Below are 25,018 nucleotides of genomic sequence, written 5' to 3' on the forward strand. Positions count from 1 at the left end.
ACTCCTTGCTGCCGCCGACGGTTCGACGGGCGGCAGCGCGATCATCTGGCGCCGCGTTCAATCGGGCGCGGCGCGCTCATTAGCACAATTTGATTTTGAAACGGCAGGAAGAAGATGACCAGCAGCGACCCGCTTCTCCAACCTTACCAACTCAAGCACCTGACGCTGAAGAACCGGGTGATGTCGACCAGCCATGAACCGGCCTATTCCGAGGACGGCATGCCGAAGGAGCGCTACCGGCTCTACCACGCCGAAAAGGCCAAGGGCGGCATGGCGCTGACCATGACGGCGGGCTCGGCGATCGTCTCGCGCGACAGCCCGGCCGCCTTCGGCAATCTGCATGTCTATGACGACAGGATCGTGCCGTGGCTGGCTGAGCTCGCGGATGCCTGCCATGAGCATGACTGCAAGGTGATGATCCAAATCACCCATCTCGGCCGCCGCACGGGCTGGAACAAGGCCGATTGGTTGCCGGTGCTGTCGGCCTCGCCGGTGCGCGAGCCGGCGCATCGCGCCTTCCCGAAGACCATCGAGGAGTGGGACATCGAGCGCATCGTCGCCGACTATGCTTCGGCCGCGCAGCGCTGCCAGGCGGCCGGCCTCGACGGCATCGAGTTCGAATCCTACGGCCATCTGATGGATGGCTTCTGGTCGCCGCTGACCAACCATCGTGACGACGAGTTCGGCGGCTCGCTCGACAACCGGCTGCGCTTCACCGACATGGTGCTCGACGCGGTGCGTGCCGCCGTCGGTAAAGAATTCATCGTCGGTATTCGCATGGTCGCCGACGAGGATTTCGAAAAGGGCATCTCGAAGGAGGTGGGCGTCGAGATCGCCAAGCGGCTCGCCAATTCCGGCAAGGTCGATTTCCTCAACATCATTCGCGGCACGATCGAAACCGATGCGTCGCTGACCAAGGTCATTCCGGTGACCGGCATGCGCTCATCGCCGCATCTCGATTTCGCCGGTGAGGTGAGGGCGGCGACGAAGTTCCCGACCTTCCACGCGGCGCGCATTTCCGACGTCGCCACCGCCCGCCACGCCATCGCCACCGGCAAGCTCGACATGGTCGGCATGACGCGCGCCCATATCGCCGATCCGCATATCATCCGCAAAGTGATGGAAGGCCGCGAGCACGAGATCCGCCCCTGCGTCGGCGCCACCTATTGTCTCGACCGCATCTATGAGGGCGGCGAGGCGCTGTGCGTCCACAACGCCGCGACCGGCCGCGAGGCGACCATTCCGCACGTCATCGCCAAGAGCGAGGGACCGAAGAAGAAAGTCGTGGTGGTGGGCGCTGGCGCCGGCGGCCTGGAGGCCGCCCGCGTGGCGGCCGAACGCGGTCATCAGGTGACGGTGCTGGAAGCCTCAAGCCAGGCCGGCGGCCAGGTGAGGCTCGCAACCCAGAACCCGCGTCGCAAGGAACTGATCGGCATCATCGACTGGCGGCTCGCCGAATTGGATAGGCTCGGCGTCGAGATCCGCTACGATACCTGGGCCGAGAGGGACGATGTGCTGGCGCTGGCGCCGGATGTGGTGATCGTCGCCACCGGCGGCCTGCCGCAGAACCCGCCGCTGACGGCCGGCGACAATCTCGTCACCTCGAGCTGGGACATCATGGCCGGCAGCGTCAAGCCGGCCGACAACGTGCTGCTTTACGACGACAATGGCGGCCATCAGGGCATGGGCGCCGCCGAGCTCATCGCCAAGAGCGGCTCCAGGCTGGAGCTTGTGTCGCCCGAGCGCTTCTTCGCGCCGGAGATGGGTGGCCTGAACCACGTGCCCTACATGCGCGTCTTCCATGAAAAGGGCGTCACCGTCACCATCAACACCCGCCTGCGCTCGGTGCGGCGCGAGGGCAACCAGCTCATCGCCGAGCTGGCATCGGACTTCGCCGATGGCTGGCGTGGCGAGCGGCGCGTCGACCAGGTGGTGGTCGAGCATGGCACCGCACCGCTCGACGATCTTTATCTGTCGCTCAAGCCCCTGTCGAAGAATGGCGGTGCGGTCGACTATGAGCGGCTGGTGAGCGGCGGCGACATCTTCCCCGCGCGCAATGCCGAAGGCGGCTTCGTGATGTTTCGCATCGGCGACGCGGTCGCCTCGCGCAACATCCACGCCGCCATCTATGACGGCATCCGCTTCGGGATCCGGATCTGATTGGCCGGGGCATGATCCCCGAGATCATGCTCAAAAACAGGCGCGCAACGGACCTTTGCAAGGAGAGCCACCTGCCGCTTCGGTCCGTTGCGCGCCGCGCCCGGTCGGTTTCGCCGGCCGTGCGATTTCAAAATAGCTTGGCAGTCGCCATGCAAAACACGGTGATGACCAGCAGCCCGCCGGCGATGCGTTCGCCTCTGGTCATTTTCGCCCGCAACTGGGTCTGCGTGGCTTGATCGGCCCCAGCCAGCTGCCTGCTGGCGGAGGCAACAAGCGCGCCCTGCACGCCGGCGGCGATCAGCGCCGTCAAAATGCCGAGCGCCAGCACCTTCTCCATCGAGCCGAACGCGCCCTCGTGGAAGAAATACCAGAGCAGTATGCCGGTCAGGAAAACTATGCCGGAGGCGCCGAACTGCGGCCGGATGAAACGCTCCGCCTTGATCTCCGGATCGCGGGCGACAGCGATGGTCGTGCCGGCCCAGAACACGCCGGCCATCACATGCAGGCCGATGGTGACGATATAGACATATTGCATGACCGCATTCCTCTCTGCCGCCCGCCGCGCGTCGCAGCATGTCGACGCCATCAATAAGACAAAGTTAGATATCTAACGGTTAGATGTCAATCATGAAGCCAGGTTTCATGTTCCAATCGCTTTGCTCTACTGTCAGGTCATGACACCGTTTGACCGTCCGCCCGTCGGCATGAATCTCGCCCGCACCTCGAAAGTGGTGGCGCAGGCTTTCGATGCCGCGATGGTCGAGGCCGGCGGCACGCTGCCGGTCTGGGTGACCCTGCTCTCGGTCAAGTCCAAGGAACTGGCGAACCAGCGCGAGCTTGCCGGGATGATCGGCATCCAGGGCGCGACGCTTACCCATCACCTCAACGGCATGGAGGCGCAAGGGTTGCTGACACGCCGCCGCGATCCGGAAAACCGCAGGGTCCACCAGGTGGCGTTGACGGAAGCCGGCGAAGCGCTGTTCGAAAAGTTGCGCCTCGCGGCGGTCGCCTTCGACAAGCGTCTGCGGGCTGGTATCCCCGATGACAAGCTCGCCGAATTCACGGAGGTGCTTGCCGCACTTAGGCGCAACGCTGAGCCGCCTCAGTCGTAACCCGTTATCGCGCCGAAGGCGTAGTGGCGCAGCTTGAGCGCCGCGATCAACGCCGTCAGCTTCGCCTTGCCGTCGAAGGTGTCCTGGAACATCTCGTCATGCATGAGCAGGATCAGCTTGTTCGGCTTGGCGAAACGACCGTAGCCGAACAGATGATCGATCTCGCTGACCAGGTGGTCGACGCTCTGCACCGGCTTGCCGCTGTCCTCATGTACCCATTCGTGGTCCCAGCCATAGAGCCAGAAGCCCGACGCCGCGACGAACTCGTAGTCCGGATCCTCGCGCCCCGCCTCCGCCAGCCCGAGCGAATTGTCGTCCTTCGAGTAATTGGGCAGCCGGAACACGTCGCGTCCTGGCAGCCGCGCATGCACGGCCGGCTTCAAGCCCAGCACGGCGTTCGCCCTGAGCATGTCGGCGGCCACGCCTTCGGTGTCGCCGTAGAAATGCCGGTAGTGATTGTAGGCATGGCTGTAGCTGTGGTTGCCGATCGTCACCAGCGGCATCGATTTCGCCCGCTGCAGCAGTGCCCGGTTGATGGCGTTCGCCTCGGCATGCATGCCGACCATGAACAGCGTCGCCGGCACCTGCTCGGCCTGCAGCACGTCGAGGATGTTGCTGGTGCCGTTCAGCGGCCCGTCGTCGAAGGTGAGATATACAGTGCGGTCGGCGGCCAAAGCCGGCGACGCGACAAGCAGCAGAAGCGACAGGATAAAACGAAGCGGCATCCGCAAGAACTGCTTGCGATCATGGCAAGACGCTATGGCAGCGTGGATCTTATCGAGCATGGCTGGATGCCGAGATGCGTTGAGATTCAGGTCAGGCCGAGTCGAAAATGGTGGTTTCCGAGAACCGGCCTAGTCCGGCCGTAGCCCTGATTTAACTGCCACATCACTCATGAGTGCTTCGGCCGGCGAAGGCCGGAAGCGCAGGAAGCCGCCATTTGCAGGCCGGCCTCACCTGAATATCGGCGCATCTCAAGCCAAGCTGCCTTGCAGCACTTTCAGCTTCGCCTTTTTCGGGCTGCGCGCCAAAAGCCATTCGCGCGCCTTGTCCTGCGGCATCGGGAAGGCGATTGAATAGCCCTGCACCTGATCGCAGCCGATCGCCATCAGCGAGTCGAGCTCGGCTTCAGTCTCCGCACCCTCGGCGACGATCGAGATGCCGAGCCCGCGGGCAAGCTCGGTGATGGCGCGCACGATCTTGGAATTGTCGCCGTTCTCGTTGATGTTCTGGACGAAGCGGCGGTCGATCTTCAGCCGGTCGATCTCGTTCGGGTTGACGTGGCTGAGCGAGGCATAGCCGGTGCCGAAATCGTCGAGCTCGAGATGCACGCCGGCGGCGCGGATGTGGCGGAGCTTCGCGGCGATGCCGGTCTTCTCGTCGTCGAGGATGACGGATTCGACAATTTCCAGCGCCAGCTTCTGCGGCCGCAGCCCGGCACGCTCCAGCGTGTCGAACAGGAAGGTGTCGAAATCGGACTCGCGCAGCTCCGTGCCCGAGACATTGACGGCGATGCGCCCGAAATCGATGCCGGCGCGGTCCCATTCGGCGGCTTCCTCGATCGCCTTGCCGATGACGATGCGGCCGATATCCGGCATGAAGCCGCATTTCTCGGCGACCGGAATGAACTCGCCGGGCGAGATCATGCCGCGCGTCTCGTGCTTCCAGCGCACCAACGCCTCGATGCCGCTGATCTTGCCGCTGGTCAGCGACACCTGCGGCTGGAAATAGACCTCGAAGCTCCTGTTGGCGATCGCCGTACGGATGTCCTGTTCGAGCTGCTTGCGATAGTCGAGCTCGCGGCGCAGCTCCTCGGAGAAGAAGGAGAAATTGCCGCCGCCGAGTTTTTTGGCCGAATAGAGCGCGAGATCGGCATGGACGAGCAGGTCCTGCGCGTTGTCGGCGTCGACCGGATAGACCGCTATGCCGGCGCTGGCTCCGGGCATGATGGTCGTGCCCTGGAACGTGATGGGCTCGTTGATCTCATCGAGGATGCGTTTGGCCAGCGCATGGATGTCCTCGGTGGTGCCGGCGCCGTTGAGGATCATGACGAACTCGTCGCCGCCAAGCCTGGCGCAGAGATCCGACGCGCGGCAGGAATCGCGCATACGCTGCGCCGTCACCACCAGCACATAGTCGCCGGCGGCATGGCCAAGCGTGTCGTTGATCTGCTTGAAGCGGTCGAGATCGAGCTGGATCACCGCAAGGCGCTCGCGGCGGCGGTGCGCTCCCTTGATCAGCGTTTCGAAATGGTCGGTGAGGAAGGTGCGGTTGTGCAGCCCTGTCAGGCCGTCATGCACGGCGATGAAGGCCATCGAGTTGCGGGCATCGACCAGCTCGCGCGTCTTGCGCAGGATAGCGTTGGACATCGGCCGGAAGATGAACAGCGCCACCAGCACGATGACGCCGAGCGTGGCGAAGAACAGCGTGCGATGCAGGTCGAGGATGTTGCTGGATTTTTCGTCGGCGAAGGCGCTGATGCGCTGGCCGAGCGCGGCATAGCCGGACATCGTCGCGTTGGCGACGGAGGCGTCGAGGCCGACGCGTTCGCCGCTGCCTTTATAGCCGTCGTTCTGCATGCCAAGCTGCGAGGCGAAGGAGGAGACCAGCCTGTCGCCATTGGCGACGAGGCCGATCGAGAAGTAATCGAGGTGGAAAGGCTTGCTGAACAGGACGTATTCGATCGACTTTGGGTCGTTGCGCGCCGGCGAGAGCGGGTCGGCGCCGGTCTCCTTGAGCAGCCGGTCGTAGTTGGTCTCGAACTCGCCCGTCGCCTGCTTGAGCGCGGTGACCAGTGCCGGCTGCTTGTCGCGCGAGGCGGCGCCGGTGGCGCTGGCCAGGAAGACGATGCGCTGCGACAGCGCCTTCTGCGTCGAGACGATGTCGAGCAGCGCATGATTATGCTGCTGCTGCGCCATCAATTGCTGCAGAAGAATGAAGGAGGCCACCACCATGGCGGCGATGATCGCCAGCGCCAGCCAGTAGCCGGTCTTGATGAGCAGGATCAGCTTGCGCGAAACGCTATGCACTGGCTGCTGCGACATAACTGGGTGACCCCTCCGGTCGACGGGTTTCTGCCTGGATCCGTGGCGGGAAAACGCTTGCCTTGAAAGGGTTAACAGGTCGGCAAGGGACGCTGGCGGCATGCGCGGCGGCGCGGCAAAGCTCGCAAGATGGTTATCATGTCCTTTCCCGCTCACCCCATTTTTGATCGTATCGCGGCCGCGCCTTCGCAAAGAATTGCGACCGGGCTTTCGCGGCGCCACCGAAGCGGTCGCTTTTGCGATGGATTTTTTGCAGCCATGGCGCGACAGTCCGGCCTCGAACCGAACAGGGCCGGACCATGAGCAAAGCATTCCTTTCCCACATCGACAGCGAGCTCCAGGGCCTCAAATCGGCCGGGCTCTACAAGTCCGAGCGGGTGATTTCCTCGATGCAGTCCGCCGAGATCGAGGTCGGCGGCGAAAGGGTGCTGAACTTCTGCGCCAACAACTATCTCGGCCTCGCCGATAGCCCGGATTTGCGCGACGCGGCAAAGCACGCGCTCGACCGCTACGGCTATGGCATGGCCTCGGTGCGCTTCATCTGCGGAACGCAGGAGGAGCACAAGCAGCTCGAGGCGACGATCTCGTCTTTCCTCGGCACGGACGACACCATCCTCTACTCCTCCTGCTTCGACGCCAATGGCGGCCTGTTCGAGACGCTGCTCGGCGAGGAGGACGCCATCATTTCGGACGCGCTGAACCACGCCTCGATCATCGATGGTGTCAGGCTTTCCAAGGCCAAGCGCTTCCGCTACGCCAACAACGACATGGCCGATCTCGAAGCGCGGCTGAAGGAGGCGAAGGACTGCCGCTTCCGGCTGATCGCCACCGACGGCGTGTTCTCAATGGACGGCATCATCGCGAATTTGCACGGCGTCTGCGACCTCGCCGAGAAATACGACGCCATGGTCATGGTCGACGACAGCCATGCGGTCGGCTTCGTCGGCAAGAACGGCCGCGGCTCGGCCGAGCATTGCGGGGTCGAGGGCAGGGTGGACATCATCACCGGCACGCTCGGCAAGGCGCTGGGCGGCGCCTCCGGCGGCTACACGTCGGGCAAGAGCCAGGTGGTCGACTGGCTGCGCCAGCGTTCACGGCCCTATCTCTTCTCCAACACGCTGATGCCGGCGATCGCCGGCGCCTCGATCAGGGTGTTCGACCTGATCCGTCATGGCGACGCCCTGCGCGAGCGCCTATATGCCAATGCGGACCGGTTCCGCTCCAAGATGGGCAAGCTCGGCTTCACGCTGGCGGGCGCCGATCATCCGATCATCCCGGTGATGCTGGGCGACGCCGCACTGGCGCAGGAGATGGCCGCGCGCATGCTGAAGCGCGGCATCTACGTCATCGGCTTCTCCTTCCCGGTGGTGCCGAAGGGCCAGGCGCGCATCCGCACGCAGATGTCGGCCGCCCATTCCAGCGCCGATATCGACAGGGCGGTCGCGGCCTTCGGCGACGTGGGAAAAGAACTGGGTGTAATGGCTTGACCCACGCCGAGGAAAACAGAAGTCGGCCATGACGATCGATGTCACGAGCAGGATCGAGATCGCCAGGCCACGCGCGGTCGTCGCCGCCTTTTCCGCCGATCCGGACAACGTGCCCCGCTGGTACGTCAATATCAAATCGGTCGAATGGAAGACGCCCCGACCCGCGCAGGTAGGATCGAGAATTGCATTCGTGGCGCAGTTCCTCGGACGGCGGCTTGTTTACACCTACGAAATTGTAGATCTCGTGCAGGGCGAGCGGCTGGTGATGCGAACTGCCGAAGGACCGTTTCCCATGGAAACGAGTTATGCATGGCGCGATACCCGAGAAGGCGCTACCCATATGGCGCTCCGGAACCGCGGCACCCCGACAGGCTTTTCCCGTCTCGTGGCACCGTTTATCGCCCTGGCCGTTCGGCGTTCGACCGATCGAGACTTGCTGCGGCTGAAGAACATTCTGGAGGCGGCGCACTGATGAAACCGATCCATCGAGACAGGCAAGATTTTTGAGGAGCGCCTAATGTCCAACATGATGAAGGCGCTGGTGAAAGCCAAGGCCGAGCCGGGCATCTGGATGGAAGAGGTGCCGGTGCCGGAGATCGGCCCCAACGATGTGCTGATCAAGGTCAAGAAGACCGCGATCTGCGGCACCGACGTCCATATCTACAATTGGGACCAGTGGGCGCAGAAGACGGTGCCGGTGCCGATGGTGACGGGCCACGAATTCGTCGGCACCGTTGCCGACTACGGCGCCGCGGTCACCGAATATAAGGTCGGCCAGCGCGTCTCGGGCGAAGGCCATATCGTCTGCGGCCATTGCCGCAACTGCCGCGCGGGTAGGGGGCATCTCTGCCGCAACACGCTGGGCGTCGGCGTCAACCGCCCCGGCGCCTTCGGCGAGTATCTGGCCATCCCGCAGCACAATGTCGTGCCGATCCCCGACGACGTGCCGGACGAGATCGCGGCGATCTTCGATCCGCTCGGCAATGCGGTACACACCGCATTGTCCTTCGATCTCGTCGGCGAGGACGTGCTGGTCACCGGCGCCGGGCCGATCGGCATCATGGGCGCGCTGGTCGCGCAATGCGTCGGCGCGCGCAAGGTCGTCATCACCGATATCAACCCGGTGCGGTTGGATCTGGCGCGAAAACTCGGCGTCCAGCACGTCGTCGACGCCTCGAAGGAAAAGCTACGCGACATCATGCCGTCGATCGGCATGACCGAAGGTTTCGACGTCGGGTTGGAGATGTCGGGCGCCGCCCCCGCCTTCCGCGACATGATCGACACCATGAACAATGGCGGCAAGATCGCCATCCTCGGCATCGCGCCCACCGGCTTCGAGATCGACTGGAACAAGGTCATCTTCAAGATGCTGCATCTGAAAGGCATCTACGGCCGCGAGATGTTCGAGACCTGGTACAAGATGATCGCCCTGGTGCAAGGCCCGCTGGATGTCTCGGGGCTTATCACGCATCGGATCGGGATCGACGATTTCCAGGTCGGATTCGACGCGATGCGCAGCGGCAGTTCGGGCAAGGTGGTGATGGATTGGTAGGGGCCTCTGGAGAGATGTCGAGTTCCTTCGCCCCCCTCTCTGTCCTGCCGGACATCTCCCCCTCAAGGGGGGAGATCAGCCGTCACGCCGGCCTTCGCCAATCGCAGACGCTGCAAGATGAGCGCCGTCGCCAAAGCTGCCGATCTCCCCCCTTGAGGGGGAGATGTCCGGCAGGACAGAGAGGGGGGCCTCGCGCTAGCGTCTATTTCCATTCAGATGCCAGACTGGTCTCCAGCGCAGCCACGCCCTTCGCTATCGCCGTCCGTTCCTCCGCACTCAACCTCCCCAGCAACGCCTGCTCAAACGCCTTCGCCAGCGGCACCATCTCGCGATAGGCGGCGAGCCCCGCCTTGGTCAGCGCCAGATGCTCGACACGCCGGTCGCTCTCATCCGGCGTGCGCGTCAACCACCGCCGCCGTTCCAACTCCGCCACCGCCCTCGACACCTTGGTCTTGTGCATGGCCGATTGTTCGCCGAGTTCCGTTGCCGTCATCGTGCCGCGCTGCCCGAGCCCTGAAAGCGTGCGCCATTCCGGTCGGGTCAGGCCGTGGCGCTCCTTGTAGACGCGCGAGAACTCGCGGCTGACGGTGTCGGCAAGCCGGTAGAGCCGGTAGGGCAGGAAGCTTTCCAGCTCGAGGATATCCGGTTCCATGGAGTGCTCCCGGGGTGCAACACAGCCGTTGATAGTTACATTTTCAATGGTTACAAATGAAACCAGTTTGGTCAACATCGCCGGCAAGCCTCGCTTAGCGAGGCCGACGAGCCGGAATCAGGGAGGATCGGATGGCCTTTTCCTACATGCCGGGTTTCGGCAACGACTTCGAGACCGAGACGCTGCCTGGCTCGCTTCCGCAGGGGCGAAACTCGCCGCAGCGGCCGGCCTACGGCCTCTATGCCGAGCAGCTTTCCGGCTCGCCCTTCACCGCGCCGCGCGGCACCAATGAGCGGTCCTGGCTCTACCGCATCCGTCCGAGTGTGAAACACACCGGCCGCTTCAAGGGGGCGAGCTATCCCTTATGGAAGACCGGGCCGAATATCGGCGACCACGAGCTGGCGCTCGGCCAATATAGATGGAATCCGACGCCGATGCCCGGCGAACCGACGGACTTCATCTCCGGCATGCGCACCTTCACCACGGCCGGCGACGCGGTCGGCCAGTCTGGCATGGCCGCGCATGTCTATGTCGCCAACCGCTCGATGGTGAACGACCATTTCTTCAACGCCGACGGCGAATTGCTGGTCGTGCCGCAGGTCGGCGCGCTGCGCTTCGTCACCGAGATGGGAGTGATCGAGCTTCGGCCCGGCGAGATCGCAGTGCTGCCGCGTGGCCTCGTCTTCAAGGTCGAGCTCGCCGACAAGGAAGCGCGTGGTTATGTCTGCGAGAACTACGGCGCCAAATTCACCATGCCCGACCGCGGCCCGATCGGCGCCAATTGCCTTGCCAATCCGCGCGACTTCAAGACGCCCTGCGCCTGGTTCGAGGACAAGGAGACGCCCTGCCGGCTGATCGTCAAATGGTGCGGCTCTTTCCATGTCACCGAGCTCGGCCATTCGCCGCTCGACGTCGTCGCCTGGCACGGCAACTATGCGCCCTACAAATATGATCTGGCGACGTTTTCGCCGGTCGGCGCCATCCTGTTCGACCATCCCGACCCGTCGATCTTCACCGTTCTGACGGCGCCGAGCGGAGAAGAGGGCACGGCCAATGTCGATTTCGTCATCTTCCCGCCGCGCTGGCTGGTGGCGGAAAACACGTTCCGGCCGCCCTGGTACCACCGCAACATCATGAGCGAGTTCATGGGCCTGATCCACGGCCAGTACGACGCCAAGGAGGAAGGGTTTGTCCCCGGCGGCATCAGCCTGCACAACCAGATGCTGGCGCACGGGCCGGACGCCTCCGGCTTCGAGAAAGCGACGCGAGCGGACTTGAAACCGGTCAAGCTCGACAACACCCTGGCCTTCATGTTCGAGACGCGCTTTCCGCAGATGTTGACGCGCTACGCTGCGGAACTCGGCACCTTGCAGGAGAACTACATCGACTGCTGGGCCGACCTGAAGAAGCGTTTCAACGGCACGCCCGAGGGCGACTGGTCTTGAGTACCGAAAAGCTGGATCGGCTGGTCGTGCTTGGCTCCAAGGGCGGCCCAGCGGTCCGGCCGGGCGGACCTTGGCCGAGTTCGTCGCTGGTGGAGATCGGCGGGCGCAATATCGTCGTCGATTGCGGGCTGGGCGTCACGCGCGGCCTGGTCGATGCCGGCATGAGCCTCAAGGCGCTCGACCTGATCTTTATCACGCATCTCCATTCCGACCATCTTCTCGAGCTCGGGCCGCTGATCCACACCGCATGGACGGCGGGTTTGGCGACACCGGTGACGGTCTACGGGCCGTCAGGCACCCACGACCATTGGCTGCATTTCTGCCGGGCGATGGAGTTCGACATCGAGATCCGCATCGTCGACGAGGGGCGGCCAGATATTCGCGAACTGGTCTCCGTCAAGGAACTTGGCGAGGGGACCATCCTGGCGGAGGGTGGCCTGACGGTGACGGCGCTGCGCGTCGACCACCCGCCGGTGATCGACTGTTTCGCGCTGCGTTTCGAGCATGGCGGCAGAAGCGTGGTGTTTTCCTCCGACACGGCGTTCTTTCCGCCGCTGGCCGACTTTGCCAAAGGGGCCGATGTCCTCGTCCACGAGGCCATGCTGGAGGAAGGTGTGGAAAGGCTGGTCGCTAGGACCGGCAATGGCGCTCGGCTGAAAGAGCACCTTTTCGCCAGCCACAGCCTCGCCGAGGAGGCGGGTCACATCGCCAGCGATGCCGGCGTGAAGCGACTGGTGCTCAACCACCTCATTCCAGCCGACGATCCCGCGATCGGCGAGGCCGACTGGGTCGCCGCTGCTAGGAAATCGTGGGCCGGTGACTTGACGATTGCCCGAGACGGCCTTGTTGTGGAGTTAAGCGGTCAGAAGGCCGCGTCAGGAGAGGAAACCGCATGAAGCTTGCCACATTGAAGAACGGGACCCGCGACGGAAAACTGGTCGTCGTCTCGCGCGATCTGACCCGGTTCACCGACGCTTCGTTCCTGGTGCCGACGCTGCAGGCCGCGCTCGACGATTGGCGCCGCATCGCCCCGCATCTGGCGGCGATGGCGGAATCGCTCGAGACCAACGCGGTGCCTTCGGCGCGCTTCCACGAGCATGACGCCCATTCGCCGCTGCCGCGCGCCTATCAATGGGCGGACGGCTCGGCCTATGTGAACCATGTCGAACTGGTGCGCAAAGCGCGCGGCGCCGAGATGCCGGCAAGCTTCTGGACCGATCCGCTGATCTACCAGGGTGGCTCCGACTCCTTTATCGCGCCGCGCGACCCGATCCGTATGGCCGAGGAAGCCTTCGGCATCGATATGGAGGCAGAGATCGCCGTCATCGTCGACGACGTGCCGATGGGCGCCGGGCTGGACGCGGCAAGAGAGGCGATCCGGCTGGTGATGCTGGTCAACGATGTCACGCTGCGCGCCATCACCGGACCGGAACTGGCCAAAGGCTTCGGCTTCTTCCAGTCGAAGCCATCTTCGGCCTTCTCGCCGGTCGCGGTCACGCCGGACGAATTGGGCGACGCCTGGGACGGCGGCAAGGTCAGCCTGCCGCTGCTCGCCGATCTCAACGGCAAGCCGTTCGGCCGCGCCAATGCCGGCATCGACATGACTTTCGACTTCCCGGCGCTGATCGTGCATGCCGCCAAGACGCGGCCGCTCGCCGCCGGCACCATCATCGGCTCGGGCACCGTCTCCAACAAGCTCGATGGCGGCCCGGGCAAACCGGTTTCGGCGGGCGGCGCCGGCTATTCCTGCATCGCCGAGCTGCGCATGATCGAGACCATTGACAGCGGCGAGCCCAAGACGCCTTTCCTGCATTTCGGCGACACGGTGCGCATCGAGATGAAGGACAAAGCCGGACATTCGATCTTCGGCGCCATCGAGCAGAAGGTCGAAAAATACGAGGGCTAGGCGATGCCTGGCGAAGCGCTCTATGTGCTGTTCGGGCTCTGGACGCCGGCCATGCTGGTGGTCTTCGTCCAGGCGACGCGGCTGAGCTACCGCATCGAGGCGCGTTCGCGCCTCGACAGCGATGTGGTCGCCCGCTTCCGTGCCGGCGGACCGGGCTGGCAGAGCTGGATAAACGAGATTCTGCGGAAGGCCGCCGGCCTTTAGGATAGCCGGCGGTTGGTCCTTCGGCTGGCTACGCCGCCTTGCCGTCCAGCTTGATCACGCCGCGCTTGATCTGGTCCTGCTCGATCGACTCGAACAGCGCGCGGAAGTTGCCTTCGCCAAAGCCTTCGTCGCCCTTCCTCTGGATGAACTCGAAGAAGATCGGTCCGATGACGGTCTTGGAGAAGATCTGCAGCAGGATCTTGGTCGTGCCGCCGTCGACGACGCCTTCGCCGTCGATGAGGATGCCGTGCTTCTTCATGCGCTCGATCGGCTCGTCATGGCCGTTCACACGGGTCTGCGACATCTCGTAATAGGTGTCGGGTGGGCCGGGCATGAACTTCAGCCCGTTGGCGGCGAGCTTGTCGGTGGCCTCGTAGATGGCGTCGGTGCCCACCGCGATGTGCTGGATGCCCTCGCCATTGTACTTCTTGAGATACTCGGCGATCTGGCTGGTCTCGTCCTTGGACTCGTTCAGCGGAATGCGGATCTTGCCGCAGGGCGAGGTGATGGCGCGGCTGACCAGGCCGGTGATCTTGCCGTCGATGTCGAAGAAATGGATCTGCTTGAAGCCGAACAGGTCGCGGTAGAAATCCCACCACTTGTCCATGTTGCCGCGATAGACATTGTGGGTGAGGTGGTCGAGGAAATAGAAGCCGACGCCTTCGGGCTTCGGGTCGCGCGCGCCCAGCCACTCGAACTCGGCATCATAGGCCGAGCCCTTCTCGCCATAGGCCTCGATGAAATAGAGCAGCGAGCCGCCGATGCCGACGATTGCCGGCACGTCCAACGCCTTGTCGGCGCCTTCATAGGGCGTGGCGCCCTTCGATACGGCGTGGTCGAAAGCATGTTTGGCATCGACCACGCGCCAAGCCATCGAGGCGGCGCAGGGGCCGTGCTTTTCGACGAACTTCATCGCATGCGAGCCGGGCTCGGCATTGACGACGTAGTTGATGTCGCCCTGGCGCCAGACGGTGATGTCCTTGCTGCGATGCTTGGCCACCGCGACATAGCCCATGCGGGTGAAAAGCTCGGCGAGTTTTTCGGGCTCCGAATGCGCGAACTCGACGAATTCGAAACCGTCGGTGCCAGCGGGGTTCTGCTTGCTGATCCTGGCGGGTGGGGCGTCGTGCGGGAAGGGGCCCATGGCAGTCCTCCGAAAGCTGTTGCGGCCGTGCTTGGCCAACTTTCATGATAATAGCGCGGAGCGTCCGCACGGTGCTTGCATTCAACCGCTTGAAATGCTCATCATGCGCGCAAATTGTGCATGATTGGAGAAAAATCCATGGATGATGCGCGCCTGGACCAATTTGACCGCAAGATATTGGCGCTTTTGCAGGATGATGCGCGATTCACCAACAACGATCTGGCAGAGCGGGTGAACCTCTCGCCATCGCAATGCTCGCGCCGCCGCCTGCGGCTGGAGGACGATGGCTATATCAAGGGCTACCGCGCCGTGCTCGACCGCGATCGCCTGGGCTTTTCGCTGGTCAACGTCATCTCGGTGACTTTAGCCACCCACAACCGCGACAACGCGCGCCGCTTCGGCGAACTGGTGGCGCGCCTGCCCGAAGTGCAGGAGGCGCACGCGCTGACCGGCGAGATGGATTACATCCTGAAGGTGGTGACGCCCGACCTCAAATCATTGTCCGAGTTCGTCAACGGCGTGCTCTTGCCGCATGAATCCGTACAGCACGTGAAGACGGCGATCGTGCTGGAGACGCTGAAGGAAACCGGCGCGCTGCCGATATAGAGAAGCGGATTTCGCGGATTGGCATCGTGCCAACGCGCTAAGCCTCAGTCTCTCTGCTGCTGGATCAGCCCGTAAAGATTGGTGCAGCGCGCCCCTGAACGGCAATAGGCGAACACCGGGCCTTCGAGTTCGTCGAGCGCCTGGGCCTGGTCCTCGACATTGTCCATGGTGATCTGGCCGCTGATCACCGGGATATAGCGGAAGCCGAGCCCGGCTGCCTCGGCCGCCGCCTGGACGCTCCCGGCGGAAGGCTGGCCGGGCTGCTCGTCGTCCGGCCGATTGCAGATCACGCTCTTGAAGCCGGCGTCCTTGATGGCGGCAATGTCCTGCGGCTGGATCTGGCCGGAGACCGAATAGTCGTCGCTGATCTGGCGGTATTCCATGGTGTCGTCCTCGCAATCTCTTTGGCCGCAGTCTTGCCACTCGGGGTGAGGGGCGGCAATCCATGCCGCCGCAATTCCCTGCCAAATAGACATAGCCGGCTGGAAAATCCAACTAGGCCAATTTTGACCCGGTTGGGAACGCGCCTGGATCCGCAGCAGAGGGTGGCATGCCGGGCTATTGGCACAACTCAATCTTCTTGCGCGCCGCATGGATTTGGCGACCCGGCCTTGCCCGGAGTTGGAAGCGACTTTAAACAGGCGCGACCCTCAAACGAAGGAACCTCCAATGAGCATTCGTCGTATCGATGTCGGCCCGCGCATGAGCCAGATCGTCATTCATGGCAACACCGTCTATCTGGCCGGCCAGGTCGGCGAACCCGGCGGCAACGTCGCATCGCAGACCCGCGACATCCTGAAGACCATCGACGAATTGCTGGCCAAGGCCGGCACCGACAAGACCAAGATCGTGCAGGCGATCATTTGGCTGGACGACATGAAGACCTTCGCCGAGATGAACGCGGAATGGGACAAGTGGGTGCCGCAGGGCCACACGCCCGCCCGCGCCACCGGCGAAGCCAAGCTCGCCACCCCGGAGTATCTGGTCGAGATCATTGTCACGGCGGCGCTGTAAGGGCGCGGCGCCGGAACTGCCAATCTCCCCCTTGTGGGGAGATGCCCGGCAGGGCAGAGGGGCGCTGTCCCGGCACGCCACCGCGATCGTCATCCTCGGGCTTGACCCGAGGATCCATGCCGTGACCTCTGACGTAGGGCGCAACGGTGCAGAATTCTGTAAACGTTGCAAAGCCTTAGCGTCACGGCATGGATCTAGGGTCTGCGCGCGTCGCTTCGCTCCTTGCTTCGCCCTAGAATGAAGACAGCGATGGGCGGGGATCACTCATCCCTGCGATGGCGTGAACCGCGCCACCAGCGTGTGGCTCTCGGCCGGATAGACGAACCGAACATGCGTCACCGGGTGCTCGGCGCTCCAGGTCCGGCGTTCGACCACCAGGCAGGGCGCGCCCGGGTCGATGTCGAGCGCGTCGGCGATTGTCTCGTCGGCGGCCATGGCGCGGATTCGGTGCTCGGCCTCGCTCCACGGCACGCGGCCGATCAGCCAGGGGCCCGGCGCGATCTCGAGAAATTCCTCCTCGCTGGCTTCGGCCACGGCTGAGAGATTGATCAGCCGCTGCTCGAGCGCGAATGGTCGCTCGCCGGCGAAATGCAGGCCCTCCAGCGCCAGCACCGGACCCGGAGCGGAAAGCCCGAGCAGCGCGCGGTCCTCGGCGCTGCTGCGCCGCTTCAGGCGTTCCAGCCGTTCATAGCGATAGGGCAGGCCGAGCGCCTCGACTTCGATCCGGATGTCGTGCAGTTCCAGCACCGCTGCCTGCGACTGCGGCTGGCGCACGAAGCTGCCGGAGCGGCGGCGGCGCTCGATCAGCCCGGCCTTGGCGAGTTGAGACAGCGCCTTGTTCACCGTCATGCGCGAGCAATTATAGTGAGCCGTCAGCTCATGCTCGAAGGGGATGCGATGGCCCGGCGCCCAGGCGCCCGAGAGGATCTTTTCGCGGATGTCGGACAGGATGCGCTGATGCAGCGAGAGGATCTCGCCGCCCTCGACATCATCCGTTTCGACAAGGCTCATCGGATGTTTCCTGTTCAGCTCTGCGAGAGCGCGGTCATGACATCGCGGAACCGCTTGGCAACCGCCTCGCGCCTCGCATGCTTGCCGCCGCTGACCTGCTTTTCGCCATGCACCCAGACGCAATCGACATTGCTGCCATTGGCAAAGATCCAGGCGTCGAGGATCGCGTCGCCCGCCTTGCCGGCCAGCGATGGATGGTTTTGGTCAAGCGAAACGAGATCGGAAGGGCCGCCGGCGGCAATTCGCGACGGGCCGGCGCCGAGTGCCTGGCTGCCACCGTCGAGCGAAGCGTCGAACAGCGCGCGTCCCGTGGATCCGCCGGCGCGGGCCAGCACATTGCGGGCACGGTGGACGAGGCGCTGCGAATATTCGAGCTGCCTCAACTCGTCCGGCAGACCGATCAGCACATTGGAATCGGAGCCGACGCCGAAGCGGCCGCCATGCTCGATGAACAGCGGCGCGGCAAACGTGCCATCACCGAGATTGGCCTCGGTGATAGGGCAGAGCCCGGCGATGGCGCCGCTTTTGGCCATGGCGATCGTTTCGGCCTCGGTCATATGCGTGGCGTGGATCAGGCACCAGCGCTCGTCCACCGTGGCATTGGCAAGCAGGAATTCGACCGGACGCTTGCCCGACCAGGCGATGCAGTCCTCGACTTCCTTCACCTGCTCGGCGACATGGATATGGGTCGGCCCGTTCGGCGCCATCGCCGCGACGGCATTGAGCTCGTCCGGCGTTGCGGCGCGCAGGCTGTGCGGCGCGACACCGACGACAGCCTGCTCCAATGGGCGAACGCCCTCGCGAGCTTTCTCAAGCAATCGCCCAAAGCGCTCGACATCATTGATGAATCGCCGCTGGCTTTCGTTGGGTGCGGCGCCGCCGAAGGCTGAATGAGCATAGAAGACCGGCAGCAGCGTCAGTCCGATGCCGGTGTCGGCAGCCGCGGCGGCGACCCGCTCCGCCATCTCCGCGATATTGGCGTAAGGCTGTCCGTCGCGGTCGTGATGCAGGTAATGAAATTCGCCGACGCGCGAGAAGCCGGCCTCCAGCATTTCGACATAAAGCTGTGACGCGACCGCCTCCACCTGGTCGGGCGTCATCGACAGCGCGAAGCGGTACATCACCTCGCGCCAGCTCCAGAAACTGTCGGCCGAAGGGCCGCGCAGTTCGGCAAGACCCGCCATGCCGCGCTGGAAGGCGTGGCTGTGCAGGTTGGGCATGCCGGGCAGGACGATGGCATGACACTCGTCGCCGGCTTGCGCAAAAGCGCCGGCCTCGACCGTGGAGATGCGGCCGCCGTTGAAAGCGATCCTCACATTGCCCTGCCAACCACCGGGCAGCAGCGCCTGTTCCGCAAAGATCACCGTCACCTTTATCTCCGAATCTCGATGCGAGAGCGACATTACCACTTGCGTCGCTTTTCAATATGTATATACATAATCGTCATCCAAGCAAACGGAAAAGATGATGGGTGGAGCAAACAACAAGAGCGGCCATCGGGTCTGGCGCAATGCGCGCCTGGCGACCATGGCTGAGGGGGCGGCCGGGCTCGGCATCGTCGAGAAAGGCGCGGTCGCCGCGCGTGATGGGCTTATTGTCTATGCCGGTCCCGAGGCCGATATGCCGGCCGCTGCCGGGCAGGGCGCCGAGGCCGTCGATTGCGAAGGCCGCTGGATCACGCCCGGCCTGATCGACTGTCATACACATCTTGTCTATGCCGGAAACCGCGCCAACGAGTTCGAGATGCGGCTGGCCGGCGCCACGTATGAAGAAGTGGCGCGCGCTGGGGGCGGCATCGTTTCCTCGGTCAAGTCGCTGCGTGCCGCCAGCGAGGACGAACTCGTCGCTGAGACGCTGCCGCGCCTCGACGCGCTGATGGCCGAAGGCGTTACCACCGTCGAGGTGAAATCGGGCTACGGCCTCGACCTCGAGAACGAGAAGAAGTCGCTGCACGCCGCCCGCCGGCTGGGCAATGAGCGTCCTGTCACGGTCCGCACGACTTGTCTTGCTGCCCACGCGCTGCCGCCCGAAGCCCAAGGCGACAAGGACGCGTTCATCGATCTCGTCTCCGGCACGATCCTGCCGGAAGTCGCCGCCGAAAACCTCGCCGACGCTGTCGACGGTTTTTGCGAGGGCATAGCTTTCGCGCCGGAGCAGATGGCGCGCGTCTTCGACAAGGCCAAGGCGCTTGGCCTGCCTGTAAAACTGCACGCCGACCAGCTTTCCAACTTGCATGGCGCGGCCCTTGCCGCCCGCTATGGCGCGTTGTCGGCCGACCATCTCGAATATACGGACGAGGAGGGCGCCACGGCGATGGCCAAGGCCGGCACCGTGGCGACGATCCTGCCTGGCGCCTACTACTTCATCCGTGAGACGAAGAAGCCGCCGGTCGATCTCTTCCGCCGCCACGGCGTGAAGATGGCTGTCGCCACCGATTCCAATCCCGGCACCTCGCCGCTCACCTCGCTGCTGCTCACCATGAACATGGCCGCGACGCTGTTCGGCATGACTGTCGACGAATGCCTTGCCGGCGTCACCCGCGAGGCCGCGCGTGCGCTGGGGCTTCTCGACAAGACCGGCACTTTGGAAACCGGCAAATCGGCCGATCTCGCCATCTGGGACATCGAGCGCCCGGCCGAACTCGTCTACCGCATGGGCTTCAATCCGCTCCATGCCCGTATCTGGAGAGGACAATGACCGAACTGACCCTGACGCCCGGCAACGCGACGCTTGCCGACTGGCGCGCCATCTATCGCGGCGCCGTGCCGAAGCTTGACGCCGCTTGCCGGCCGAAGATCAAGGCCAGCGCCGAGGCGGTCGCCCGCATCGTCGCCAAGGGCGAGCCGGTCTATGGCATCAACACCGGCTTCGGCAAGCTCGCCAGCGTCCGCATCCCGGCCGACGATCTCGAAACCCTCCAGCGCAACATCGTGCTTTCGCATGCCGCCGGCGTCGGCGAGCCGATGCCCGTCGCCGTTGTGCGGCTGATGATGGCGCTGAAACTCGCCAGCCTGGCCCAGGGCGCCTCCGGCGTGCGCCCTCAGACCATCGAATTGCTGGAAGCCATGCTCGCCAACGACGTTATCCCCGTCGTGCCGGCGCAAGGCTCGGTCGGCGCGTCCGGCGACCTTGCGCCGCTCTCGCATATGACCGCGGTGATGATCGGCGTCGGCGAATGCTTTACCCCACATGGCCGTTTCCCGGCCAAGGTCGCCTTCGTCTCGCATGGGCTGGAGCCGGTGACATTAGGCGCCAAGGAGGGCCTTGCGCTGCTCAACGGCACCCAGTTCTCGACCGCCTATGCTCTGGCCAGCCTGTTCGAGGCCGAGGTGCTCTACCAGTCGGCGCTGGTCGCCGGTGCGCTGTCGACCGACGCGGCACGAGGCTCCGATGCGCCTTTCGATCCGCGCATCCATCTTTTGAGAAAGCATCGCGGCCAGATCGAAACGGCGGATGCGCTCCGCAATCTCATGGCCGGCAGCGCCATTCGTGAATCGCACCGTGTCGGCGACGAGCGCGTGCAGGACCCGTACTGCCTGCGCTGCCAGCCGCAGGTGATGGGCGCCGCGCTTGACGTGCTGCGCAAGGCGGCCGACACGCTTGAGACCGAAGCCAATGGCGTCACCGACAATCCACTGATCTTCGCCGAGGACGACACGGCGCTTTCGGGCGGCAATTTCCATGCCGAGCCGGTGGCCTTCGCCGCGGACATGATCGCGCTTGCCGTCTGCGAGATCGGCTCGCTGTCGGAACGGCGCATCGCCATGCTGGTCGATCCAGCGCTGTCCGGCATGCCGGCCTTCCTGACGCCGAAGCCCGGCCTGAACTCGGGTTTCATGATCCCGCAGGTGACGGCGGCGGCGCTTGTCTCGGAAAACAAGCAGAAGGCCTATCCGGCAAGCGTCGATTCGATCCCGACCTCGGCCAACCAGGAAGACCATGTTTCCATGGCTGCCCACGGCGCGCGTCGGCTGCTCGGCATGATCGAGAACGCCACCGCCGTCATCGGCATCGAGCTCCTGGCAGCCGCGCAAGGCTGCGATTTCCACGCGCCGCTTGCCTCGAGCGAAGCACTGGAAGCGGTGCGCAAGCTGGTCCGGGCCGAAGTGCCGCATCTCGACAATGACCGCCATTTCCATCCCGACATGGAAAAGGCGATCGCCATGGTGCGCAGCGGCGCCACCGTGAAGGCGGCGAGCATTGTCGCGCTGCCGTCGATTGCGGGAGCGGCATGATGGCAACGCCGTCCTGGCTCACCGTCACCCAAGGCACCGCGCCGCTGTTGGTCTCGATCCCGCACACCGGCATCGATCTTGCCGGCCTCGATAACCGGCTGGTCTCGACGTGGCTCGGCCAACGCGACTGCGATTGGTGGATCGACAAGCTCTATGATTTTGCGACCGATCTCGGCGCGACTGTCGTACATACCGCGATCTCGCGCACCGTCATCGACGTCAACCGCGATCCGTCGGGCGTTTCGCTCTATCCCGGGCAGGCGACGACCACCCTTTGCCCGACGGACACTTTTGACGGCGATCCGCTCTACCGCATGGGTGATGAGCCGACGCCGGCCGAGATCGACCAGCGCCGCGAGACTTATTTCAAGCCTTATCACGCCGCCCTGCAGGCCGAGATCGATCGGCTGCGCGGCATGCACGACAAGATCGTGCTCTACGACTGCCATTCGATCCGCTCGGTGCTGCCGCGGCTGTTCGAAGGCACGCTGCCGGTCTTCAACCTCGGCACCAATGACGGCAAGAGCACCGATCCTGTGCTGCAGCAGAAGGTTGCCGCCATCCTCGCCGCGACCGGCGAGACCTGGGTGGTCAATGGCCGCTTCAAGGGCGGCTGGATCACCAGAAGCTTCGGCCGGCCTGAAAATGGCGTGCACGCGCTGCAGATGGAGCTCTCCAACCGCGGTTACATGCGTGAGCCGTCGGAAAGGGGTTCGCCGGAAAATTGGCCGGTGCCTTACGACGCCACCTACGCAGCGCCGATCCGCGCCACGCTGAAAACCATCCTCGAAACCGCCATTGAATGGGCCGGGCGCTGAGGCGCCGCCTTACTCGAAAGGGACAATGATGAACGATCCCCGTCACAACATCCGCGAAGTGCGCAGCCCCCGCGGCGACAAGCTCAACGCGCGCTACTGGACGACCGAGGCGCCGCTGCGCATGCTGATGAACAACCTCGACCCGGAGGTCGCCGAGAATCCGAACGAATTAGTCGTCTATGGCGGCATCGGCCGGGCCGCGCGCACCTGGAACGATTTTGACCGCATCGTCGCGTCGCTGAAGACGCTGGGCGAGGACGAGACGCTGCTGGTGCAGTCCGGCAAGCCGGTCGGCGTCTTCAAGACCCATTCCAATGCGCCGCGCGTGCTCATCGCCAACTCCAACATCGTGCCGCATTGGGCAACCTGGGAGAAGTTCAACGAGCTCGATAGGAAGGGCCTGATGATGTACGGCCAGATGACGGCCGGCTCCTGGATCTATATCGGCACGCAAGGCATCGTTCAGGGCACCTACGAAACCTTCGTCGAGGCCGGCCGCCAGCACTACAACGGCAACCTCAAGGGCAAGTGGATCCTGACCGGCGGCCTCGGCGGCATGGGCGGCGCCCAGCCTCTGGCCGCCGTCATGGCCGGCACCTCCTGCCTAGCCATCGAATGCAACCCCGACTCGATCGATTTCCGCCTGCGCACCCGCTATCTCGACGAGAAGGCCGAGACGCTCGACGAGGCGATGGAAATGATCGACCGCTGGACCAAGGCCGGCGAGGCGAAGTCGGTCGGGCTGCTCGGCAACGCCGCCGAGATCGTGCCGGAGATGTTCAGGCGCGGCATCCGTCCCGATATGGTCACCGACCAGACCTCGGCGCACGACCCCATCAACGGCTATCTGCCCAAGGGCTGGACCATGGCCGAATGGCGCGAGAAGCGCGTCTCCGACCCCAAGGCCGTCGAGAAGGCCGCCCGCGCTTCGATGCGCGAGCATGTCGAGGCGATGGTGGCGTTCTGGAACGCCGGCGTGCCGACGCTCGACTACGGCAACAACATCCGCCAGGTCGCCAAGGACGAGGGTTTCGAGAACGCCTTCGCTTTCCCGGGCTTCGTGCCGGCCTATATCCGCCCACTGTTCTGCCGCGGCATCGGTCCGTTCCGCTGGGCGGCACTCTCCGGCGATCCGGAAGACATCTACAAGACCGACGCCAAGGTGCGTGAGCTCACCCCCGGCAACACCCATCTGCACAACTGGCTGGACATGGCGCGCGAGCGCATCTCCTTCCAGGGCCTGCCGGCGCGCATCTGCTGGGTCGGCCTTGGCGATCGCCACCGGCTCGGCCTCGCCTTCAACGAGATGGTGGCCAAGGGCGAGCTCAAGGCGCCGGTCGTCATCGGCCGCGACCACCTCGATTCCGGCTCGGTCGCCTCGCCGAACCGCGAGACCGAAGCGATGAAGGACGGCTCCGACGCCGTTTCCGACTGGCCGCTGCTCAACGCGCTGCTCAACACCGCGTCGGGCGCCACATGGGTGTCGCTGCACCATGGCGGCGGCGTCGGCATGGGCTTCTCGCAGCATGCCGGCATGGTGATTGTCGCCGACGGCACGGCGGATGCCGCCAAGCGCCTGGAGCGCGTGCTGTGGAACGACCCGGCGACCGGCGTCATGCGTCATGCCGATGCCGGCTACGACATCGCCATTGAGTGCGCCAAGGAGCACCAGCTCAACCTGCCGGGCATCCTGGGCTAGAGCATGATGCCGAAAAGTGTGAAGCGGTTTTCGGACAACATCATGCTCCCAACCAAAAAGACAGAGCCGGATGATTTCAGGTCGAATCGACTTGAAATCGTCCGGGGCTAGGCCGATGCGAATCCTTCGTGCCGCCGATTACCGCGTCATGCCGTGGAAGAATGGCGGCGGCACGACGACCGAAATCGCCGTTTCCCCGGCCGGCGCCGGGCTCGAGGATTTCGACTGGCGCGTCTCGATGGCCCGCGTCGAGACCAGCGGGCCGTTCTCCAGCTTCGCCGGCATCGACCGCACATTGTCGGTGCTGGAGGGCGAGGGGATTATCCTCGACATCGCCGGCCAGCCGCCGGCGCCGCTGACCATGGCTTCAGTGCCGCTCGCCTTTCCGGGCGACGTGCCGACCGGGGCGGCGCTGATTGGCGGTCCGATTACCGATCTCAACGTCATGACCCGCCGTGGCCGCATGGCCCACAAGGTCGAGTGTCGGCCGCTTGCCAGTGAGATTCGCATCGCGCCGCGCGCCGACACGACGCTGGTTCTGGCGGTCGGCGGAGGCTTCACGCTCTTCACGGGCGATGCGCCGAGCCTGGGACCGCTCGACACGCTGATCCTCGACCGCGACAGCCTGGAATTGCGGCTTCAACCCAAGGGGCAGGGCCGGCTTTTCGTGATCGAACTCCATCGCCTCGCCGCCAACCATTAACGGCTGTTGCCAAACATGATCGCGGCTTGGGTGAATTATCGCCCGGCCCCTTGCATGTATCACGAAAAAGCCTGAATTCTTGCCCTGATCCAACCGGGGCGGAGAGCGAGGGGCGTTCGCCTACGAGCTGTCGAAAGGGCACGCCCCTGTTGTGGTGCGCAAGACAAACTTTCGGCCAACCAGTCATGCAACCAATTGCAATTGAACCGGTTTTAGGGGCATTGCC

At 64.2% G+C, this 25,018-nt stretch carries 23 protein-coding genes and 1 pseudogene; 16 read left to right on the forward strand and 8 right to left on the reverse strand.

Annotated features, from left to right (window positions below; translation table 11 throughout):
- The first annotated feature begins 114 nt into the window (after positions 1–114).
- Positions 115–2,160, forward strand: a complete 2,046-nt coding sequence (locus FJW07_RS07635; protein WP_140855531.1) for an NADH:flavin oxidoreductase — start codon at positions 115–117, stop codon at positions 2,158–2,160.
- 127 nt (positions 2,161–2,287) lie between these two features.
- Here FJW07_RS07635 and FJW07_RS07640 read toward each other — a convergent pair whose 3' ends face one another.
- Positions 2,288–2,695 carry a hypothetical protein gene (locus tag FJW07_RS07640; RefSeq protein WP_140855533.1) on the reverse strand — a complete coding sequence of 136 codons (408 nt, stop codon included), beginning with the start codon at positions 2,693–2,695 and terminating at the stop codon, positions 2,288–2,290.
- 139 nt (positions 2,696–2,834) lie between these two features.
- On the opposite strand from FJW07_RS07640, the gene FJW07_RS07645 reads away from it, so the two are divergent.
- On the forward strand, positions 2,835–3,272 hold the full coding sequence (locus FJW07_RS07645; RefSeq protein WP_140641236.1) for a MarR family winged helix-turn-helix transcriptional regulator: 438 nt from the start codon (positions 2,835–2,837) through the stop codon (positions 3,270–3,272).
- Here the strand turns inward: FJW07_RS07645 and FJW07_RS07650 are convergent.
- Positions 3,263–3,997 carry a polysaccharide deacetylase family protein gene (locus tag FJW07_RS07650; RefSeq protein ID WP_140855535.1) on the reverse strand — a complete coding sequence of 245 codons (735 nt, stop codon included), beginning with the start codon at positions 3,995–3,997 and terminating at the stop codon, positions 3,263–3,265. The two genes, FJW07_RS07645 and FJW07_RS07650, sit on opposite strands and share 10 nt — an antisense overlap.
- Positions 3,998–4,246: 249 nt before the next feature.
- Positions 4,247–6,316: an EAL domain-containing protein gene (locus tag FJW07_RS07655; protein WP_140855537.1), complete on the reverse strand. Its 2,070-nt coding sequence runs from the start codon at positions 6,314–6,316 to the stop codon at positions 4,247–4,249.
- A 299-nt stretch (positions 6,317–6,615) separates the two neighbouring features.
- Here FJW07_RS07655 and FJW07_RS07660 point away from each other — a divergent pair, with 299 nt between their 5' ends.
- The 3 genes from FJW07_RS07660 to tdh are packed head-to-tail and all read left to right on the forward strand — an operon-like array spanning position 6,616 to position 9,355.
- Positions 6,616–7,803: a glycine C-acetyltransferase gene (locus FJW07_RS07660; RefSeq protein ID WP_140855539.1), complete on the forward strand. Its 1,188-nt coding sequence runs from the start codon at positions 6,616–6,618 to the stop codon at positions 7,801–7,803.
- Positions 7,804–7,831: 28 nt separating this feature from the next.
- Complete coding sequence (locus tag FJW07_RS07665) at positions 7,832–8,275, forward strand: SRPBCC family protein (protein WP_140855541.1); 444 nt, start codon at positions 7,832–7,834, stop codon at positions 8,273–8,275.
- A gap of 45 nt (positions 8,276–8,320) precedes the next feature.
- The gene (gene tdh, locus FJW07_RS07670) at positions 8,321–9,355 is read left to right on the forward strand and encodes an L-threonine 3-dehydrogenase (RefSeq protein ID WP_140704136.1); all 1,035 of its coding nucleotides are present in this window, start codon (positions 8,321–8,323) and stop codon (positions 9,353–9,355) included.
- A gap of 202 nt (positions 9,356–9,557) precedes the next feature.
- On the opposite strand, the gene FJW07_RS07680 is transcribed toward tdh, so the two are convergent.
- Positions 9,558–10,007, reverse strand: coding sequence for a MarR family transcriptional regulator (locus FJW07_RS07680; RefSeq protein WP_140855542.1), 450 nt, complete (start codon positions 10,005–10,007; stop codon positions 9,558–9,560).
- A 131-nt stretch (positions 10,008–10,138) separates the two neighbouring features.
- Between FJW07_RS07680 and hmgA the strand changes: the two genes are divergently transcribed.
- The 4 genes and pseudogenes from hmgA to FJW07_RS07700 form a co-directional block, all read left to right on the forward strand.
- The gene (hmgA, locus tag FJW07_RS07685; RefSeq protein WP_140855544.1) at positions 10,139–11,452 is read left to right on the forward strand and encodes a homogentisate 1,2-dioxygenase; all 1,314 of its coding nucleotides are present in this window, start codon (positions 10,139–10,141) and stop codon (positions 11,450–11,452) included.
- Positions 11,449–12,348: an MBL fold metallo-hydrolase gene (locus FJW07_RS07690; protein ID WP_140656397.1), complete on the forward strand. Its 900-nt coding sequence runs from the start codon at positions 11,449–11,451 to the stop codon at positions 12,346–12,348. Before hmgA ends, FJW07_RS07690 begins: the two co-directional genes overlap by 4 nt.
- Entirely contained in the window at positions 12,345–13,358 is a 1,014-nt protein-coding gene (locus FJW07_RS07695) for a fumarylacetoacetate hydrolase family protein (protein WP_140855546.1), read from the forward strand. Before FJW07_RS07690 ends, FJW07_RS07695 begins: the two co-directional genes overlap by 4 nt.
- A gap of 108 nt (positions 13,359–13,466) precedes the next feature.
- A pseudogene (locus FJW07_RS07700) lies at positions 13,467–13,562 on the forward strand (BrnA antitoxin family protein); the annotation flags it as partial.
- A gap of 28 nt (positions 13,563–13,590) precedes the next feature.
- Here FJW07_RS07700 and hppD read toward each other — a convergent pair.
- Positions 13,591–14,706, reverse strand: a complete 1,116-nt coding sequence (gene hppD, locus FJW07_RS07705) for a 4-hydroxyphenylpyruvate dioxygenase (RefSeq protein ID WP_140855548.1) — start codon at positions 14,704–14,706, stop codon at positions 13,591–13,593.
- A gap of 138 nt (positions 14,707–14,844) precedes the next feature.
- Between hppD and FJW07_RS07710 the strand changes: the two genes are divergently transcribed.
- Positions 14,845–15,312, forward strand: coding sequence for an Lrp/AsnC family transcriptional regulator (locus FJW07_RS07710; protein WP_140656389.1), 468 nt, complete (start codon positions 14,845–14,847; stop codon positions 15,310–15,312).
- A gap of 44 nt (positions 15,313–15,356) precedes the next feature.
- Here FJW07_RS07710 and FJW07_RS07715 read toward each other — a convergent pair whose 3' ends face one another.
- The gene (locus FJW07_RS07715; protein WP_140704126.1) at positions 15,357–15,695 is read right to left on the reverse strand and encodes a TIGR01244 family sulfur transferase; all 339 of its coding nucleotides are present in this window, start codon (positions 15,693–15,695) and stop codon (positions 15,357–15,359) included.
- A 286-nt stretch (positions 15,696–15,981) separates the two neighbouring features.
- Between FJW07_RS07715 and FJW07_RS07720 the strand changes: the two genes are divergently transcribed.
- On the forward strand, positions 15,982–16,326 hold the full coding sequence (locus FJW07_RS07720; RefSeq protein ID WP_112098006.1) for a RidA family protein: 345 nt from the start codon (positions 15,982–15,984) through the stop codon (positions 16,324–16,326).
- A gap of 264 nt (positions 16,327–16,590) precedes the next feature.
- On the opposite strand, the gene hutC is transcribed toward FJW07_RS07720, so the two are convergent.
- Both hutC and FJW07_RS07730 read right to left on the reverse strand, forming a co-directional pair.
- Positions 16,591–17,337, reverse strand: a complete 747-nt coding sequence (hutC, locus tag FJW07_RS07725; RefSeq protein WP_140641260.1) for a histidine utilization repressor — start codon at positions 17,335–17,337, stop codon at positions 16,591–16,593.
- Positions 17,338–17,351: 14 nt separating this feature from the next.
- A complete protein-coding gene (locus FJW07_RS07730; protein ID WP_140855550.1) occupies positions 17,352–18,707 on the reverse strand; it encodes a formimidoylglutamate deiminase in 1,356 nt (451 codons plus the stop codon).
- A 97-nt stretch (positions 18,708–18,804) separates the two neighbouring features.
- Here FJW07_RS07730 and hutI point away from each other — a divergent pair, with 97 nt between their 5' ends.
- The 5 genes from hutI to FJW07_RS07755 all read left to right on the forward strand — a co-directional run bounded on the left by hutI (position 18,805) and on the right by FJW07_RS07755 (position 24,792).
- Entirely contained in the window at positions 18,805–20,034 is a 1,230-nt protein-coding gene (gene hutI / locus FJW07_RS07735) for an imidazolonepropionase (RefSeq protein WP_181182589.1), read from the forward strand.
- Complete coding sequence (hutH, locus tag FJW07_RS07740) at positions 20,031–21,572, forward strand: histidine ammonia-lyase (RefSeq protein ID WP_140855554.1); 1,542 nt, start codon at positions 20,031–20,033, stop codon at positions 21,570–21,572. The genes hutI and hutH overlap by 4 nt, the downstream gene beginning before the upstream one ends.
- Positions 21,572–22,390 (forward strand): N-formylglutamate deformylase, encoded by an 819-nt coding sequence (gene hutG / locus FJW07_RS07745; protein ID WP_140855556.1) that lies wholly within the window; start codon positions 21,572–21,574, stop codon positions 22,388–22,390. Before hutH ends, hutG begins: the two co-directional genes overlap by 1 nt.
- Before the next feature lie 25 nt (positions 22,391–22,415).
- Complete coding sequence (gene hutU, locus FJW07_RS07750; RefSeq protein ID WP_181182591.1) at positions 22,416–24,089, forward strand: urocanate hydratase; 1,674 nt, start codon at positions 22,416–22,418, stop codon at positions 24,087–24,089.
- A gap of 115 nt (positions 24,090–24,204) precedes the next feature.
- On the forward strand, positions 24,205–24,792 hold the full coding sequence (locus tag FJW07_RS07755; protein ID WP_140855558.1) for a HutD family protein: 588 nt from the start codon (positions 24,205–24,207) through the stop codon (positions 24,790–24,792).
- The last annotated feature ends 226 nt before the right edge of the window (positions 24,793–25,018 follow it).

Origin of the sequence: Mesorhizobium sp. B3-1-9 (assembly GCF_006439595.1) — a bacterium.
Taxonomy (GTDB): Bacteria; Pseudomonadota; Alphaproteobacteria; order Rhizobiales; family Rhizobiaceae; genus Mesorhizobium.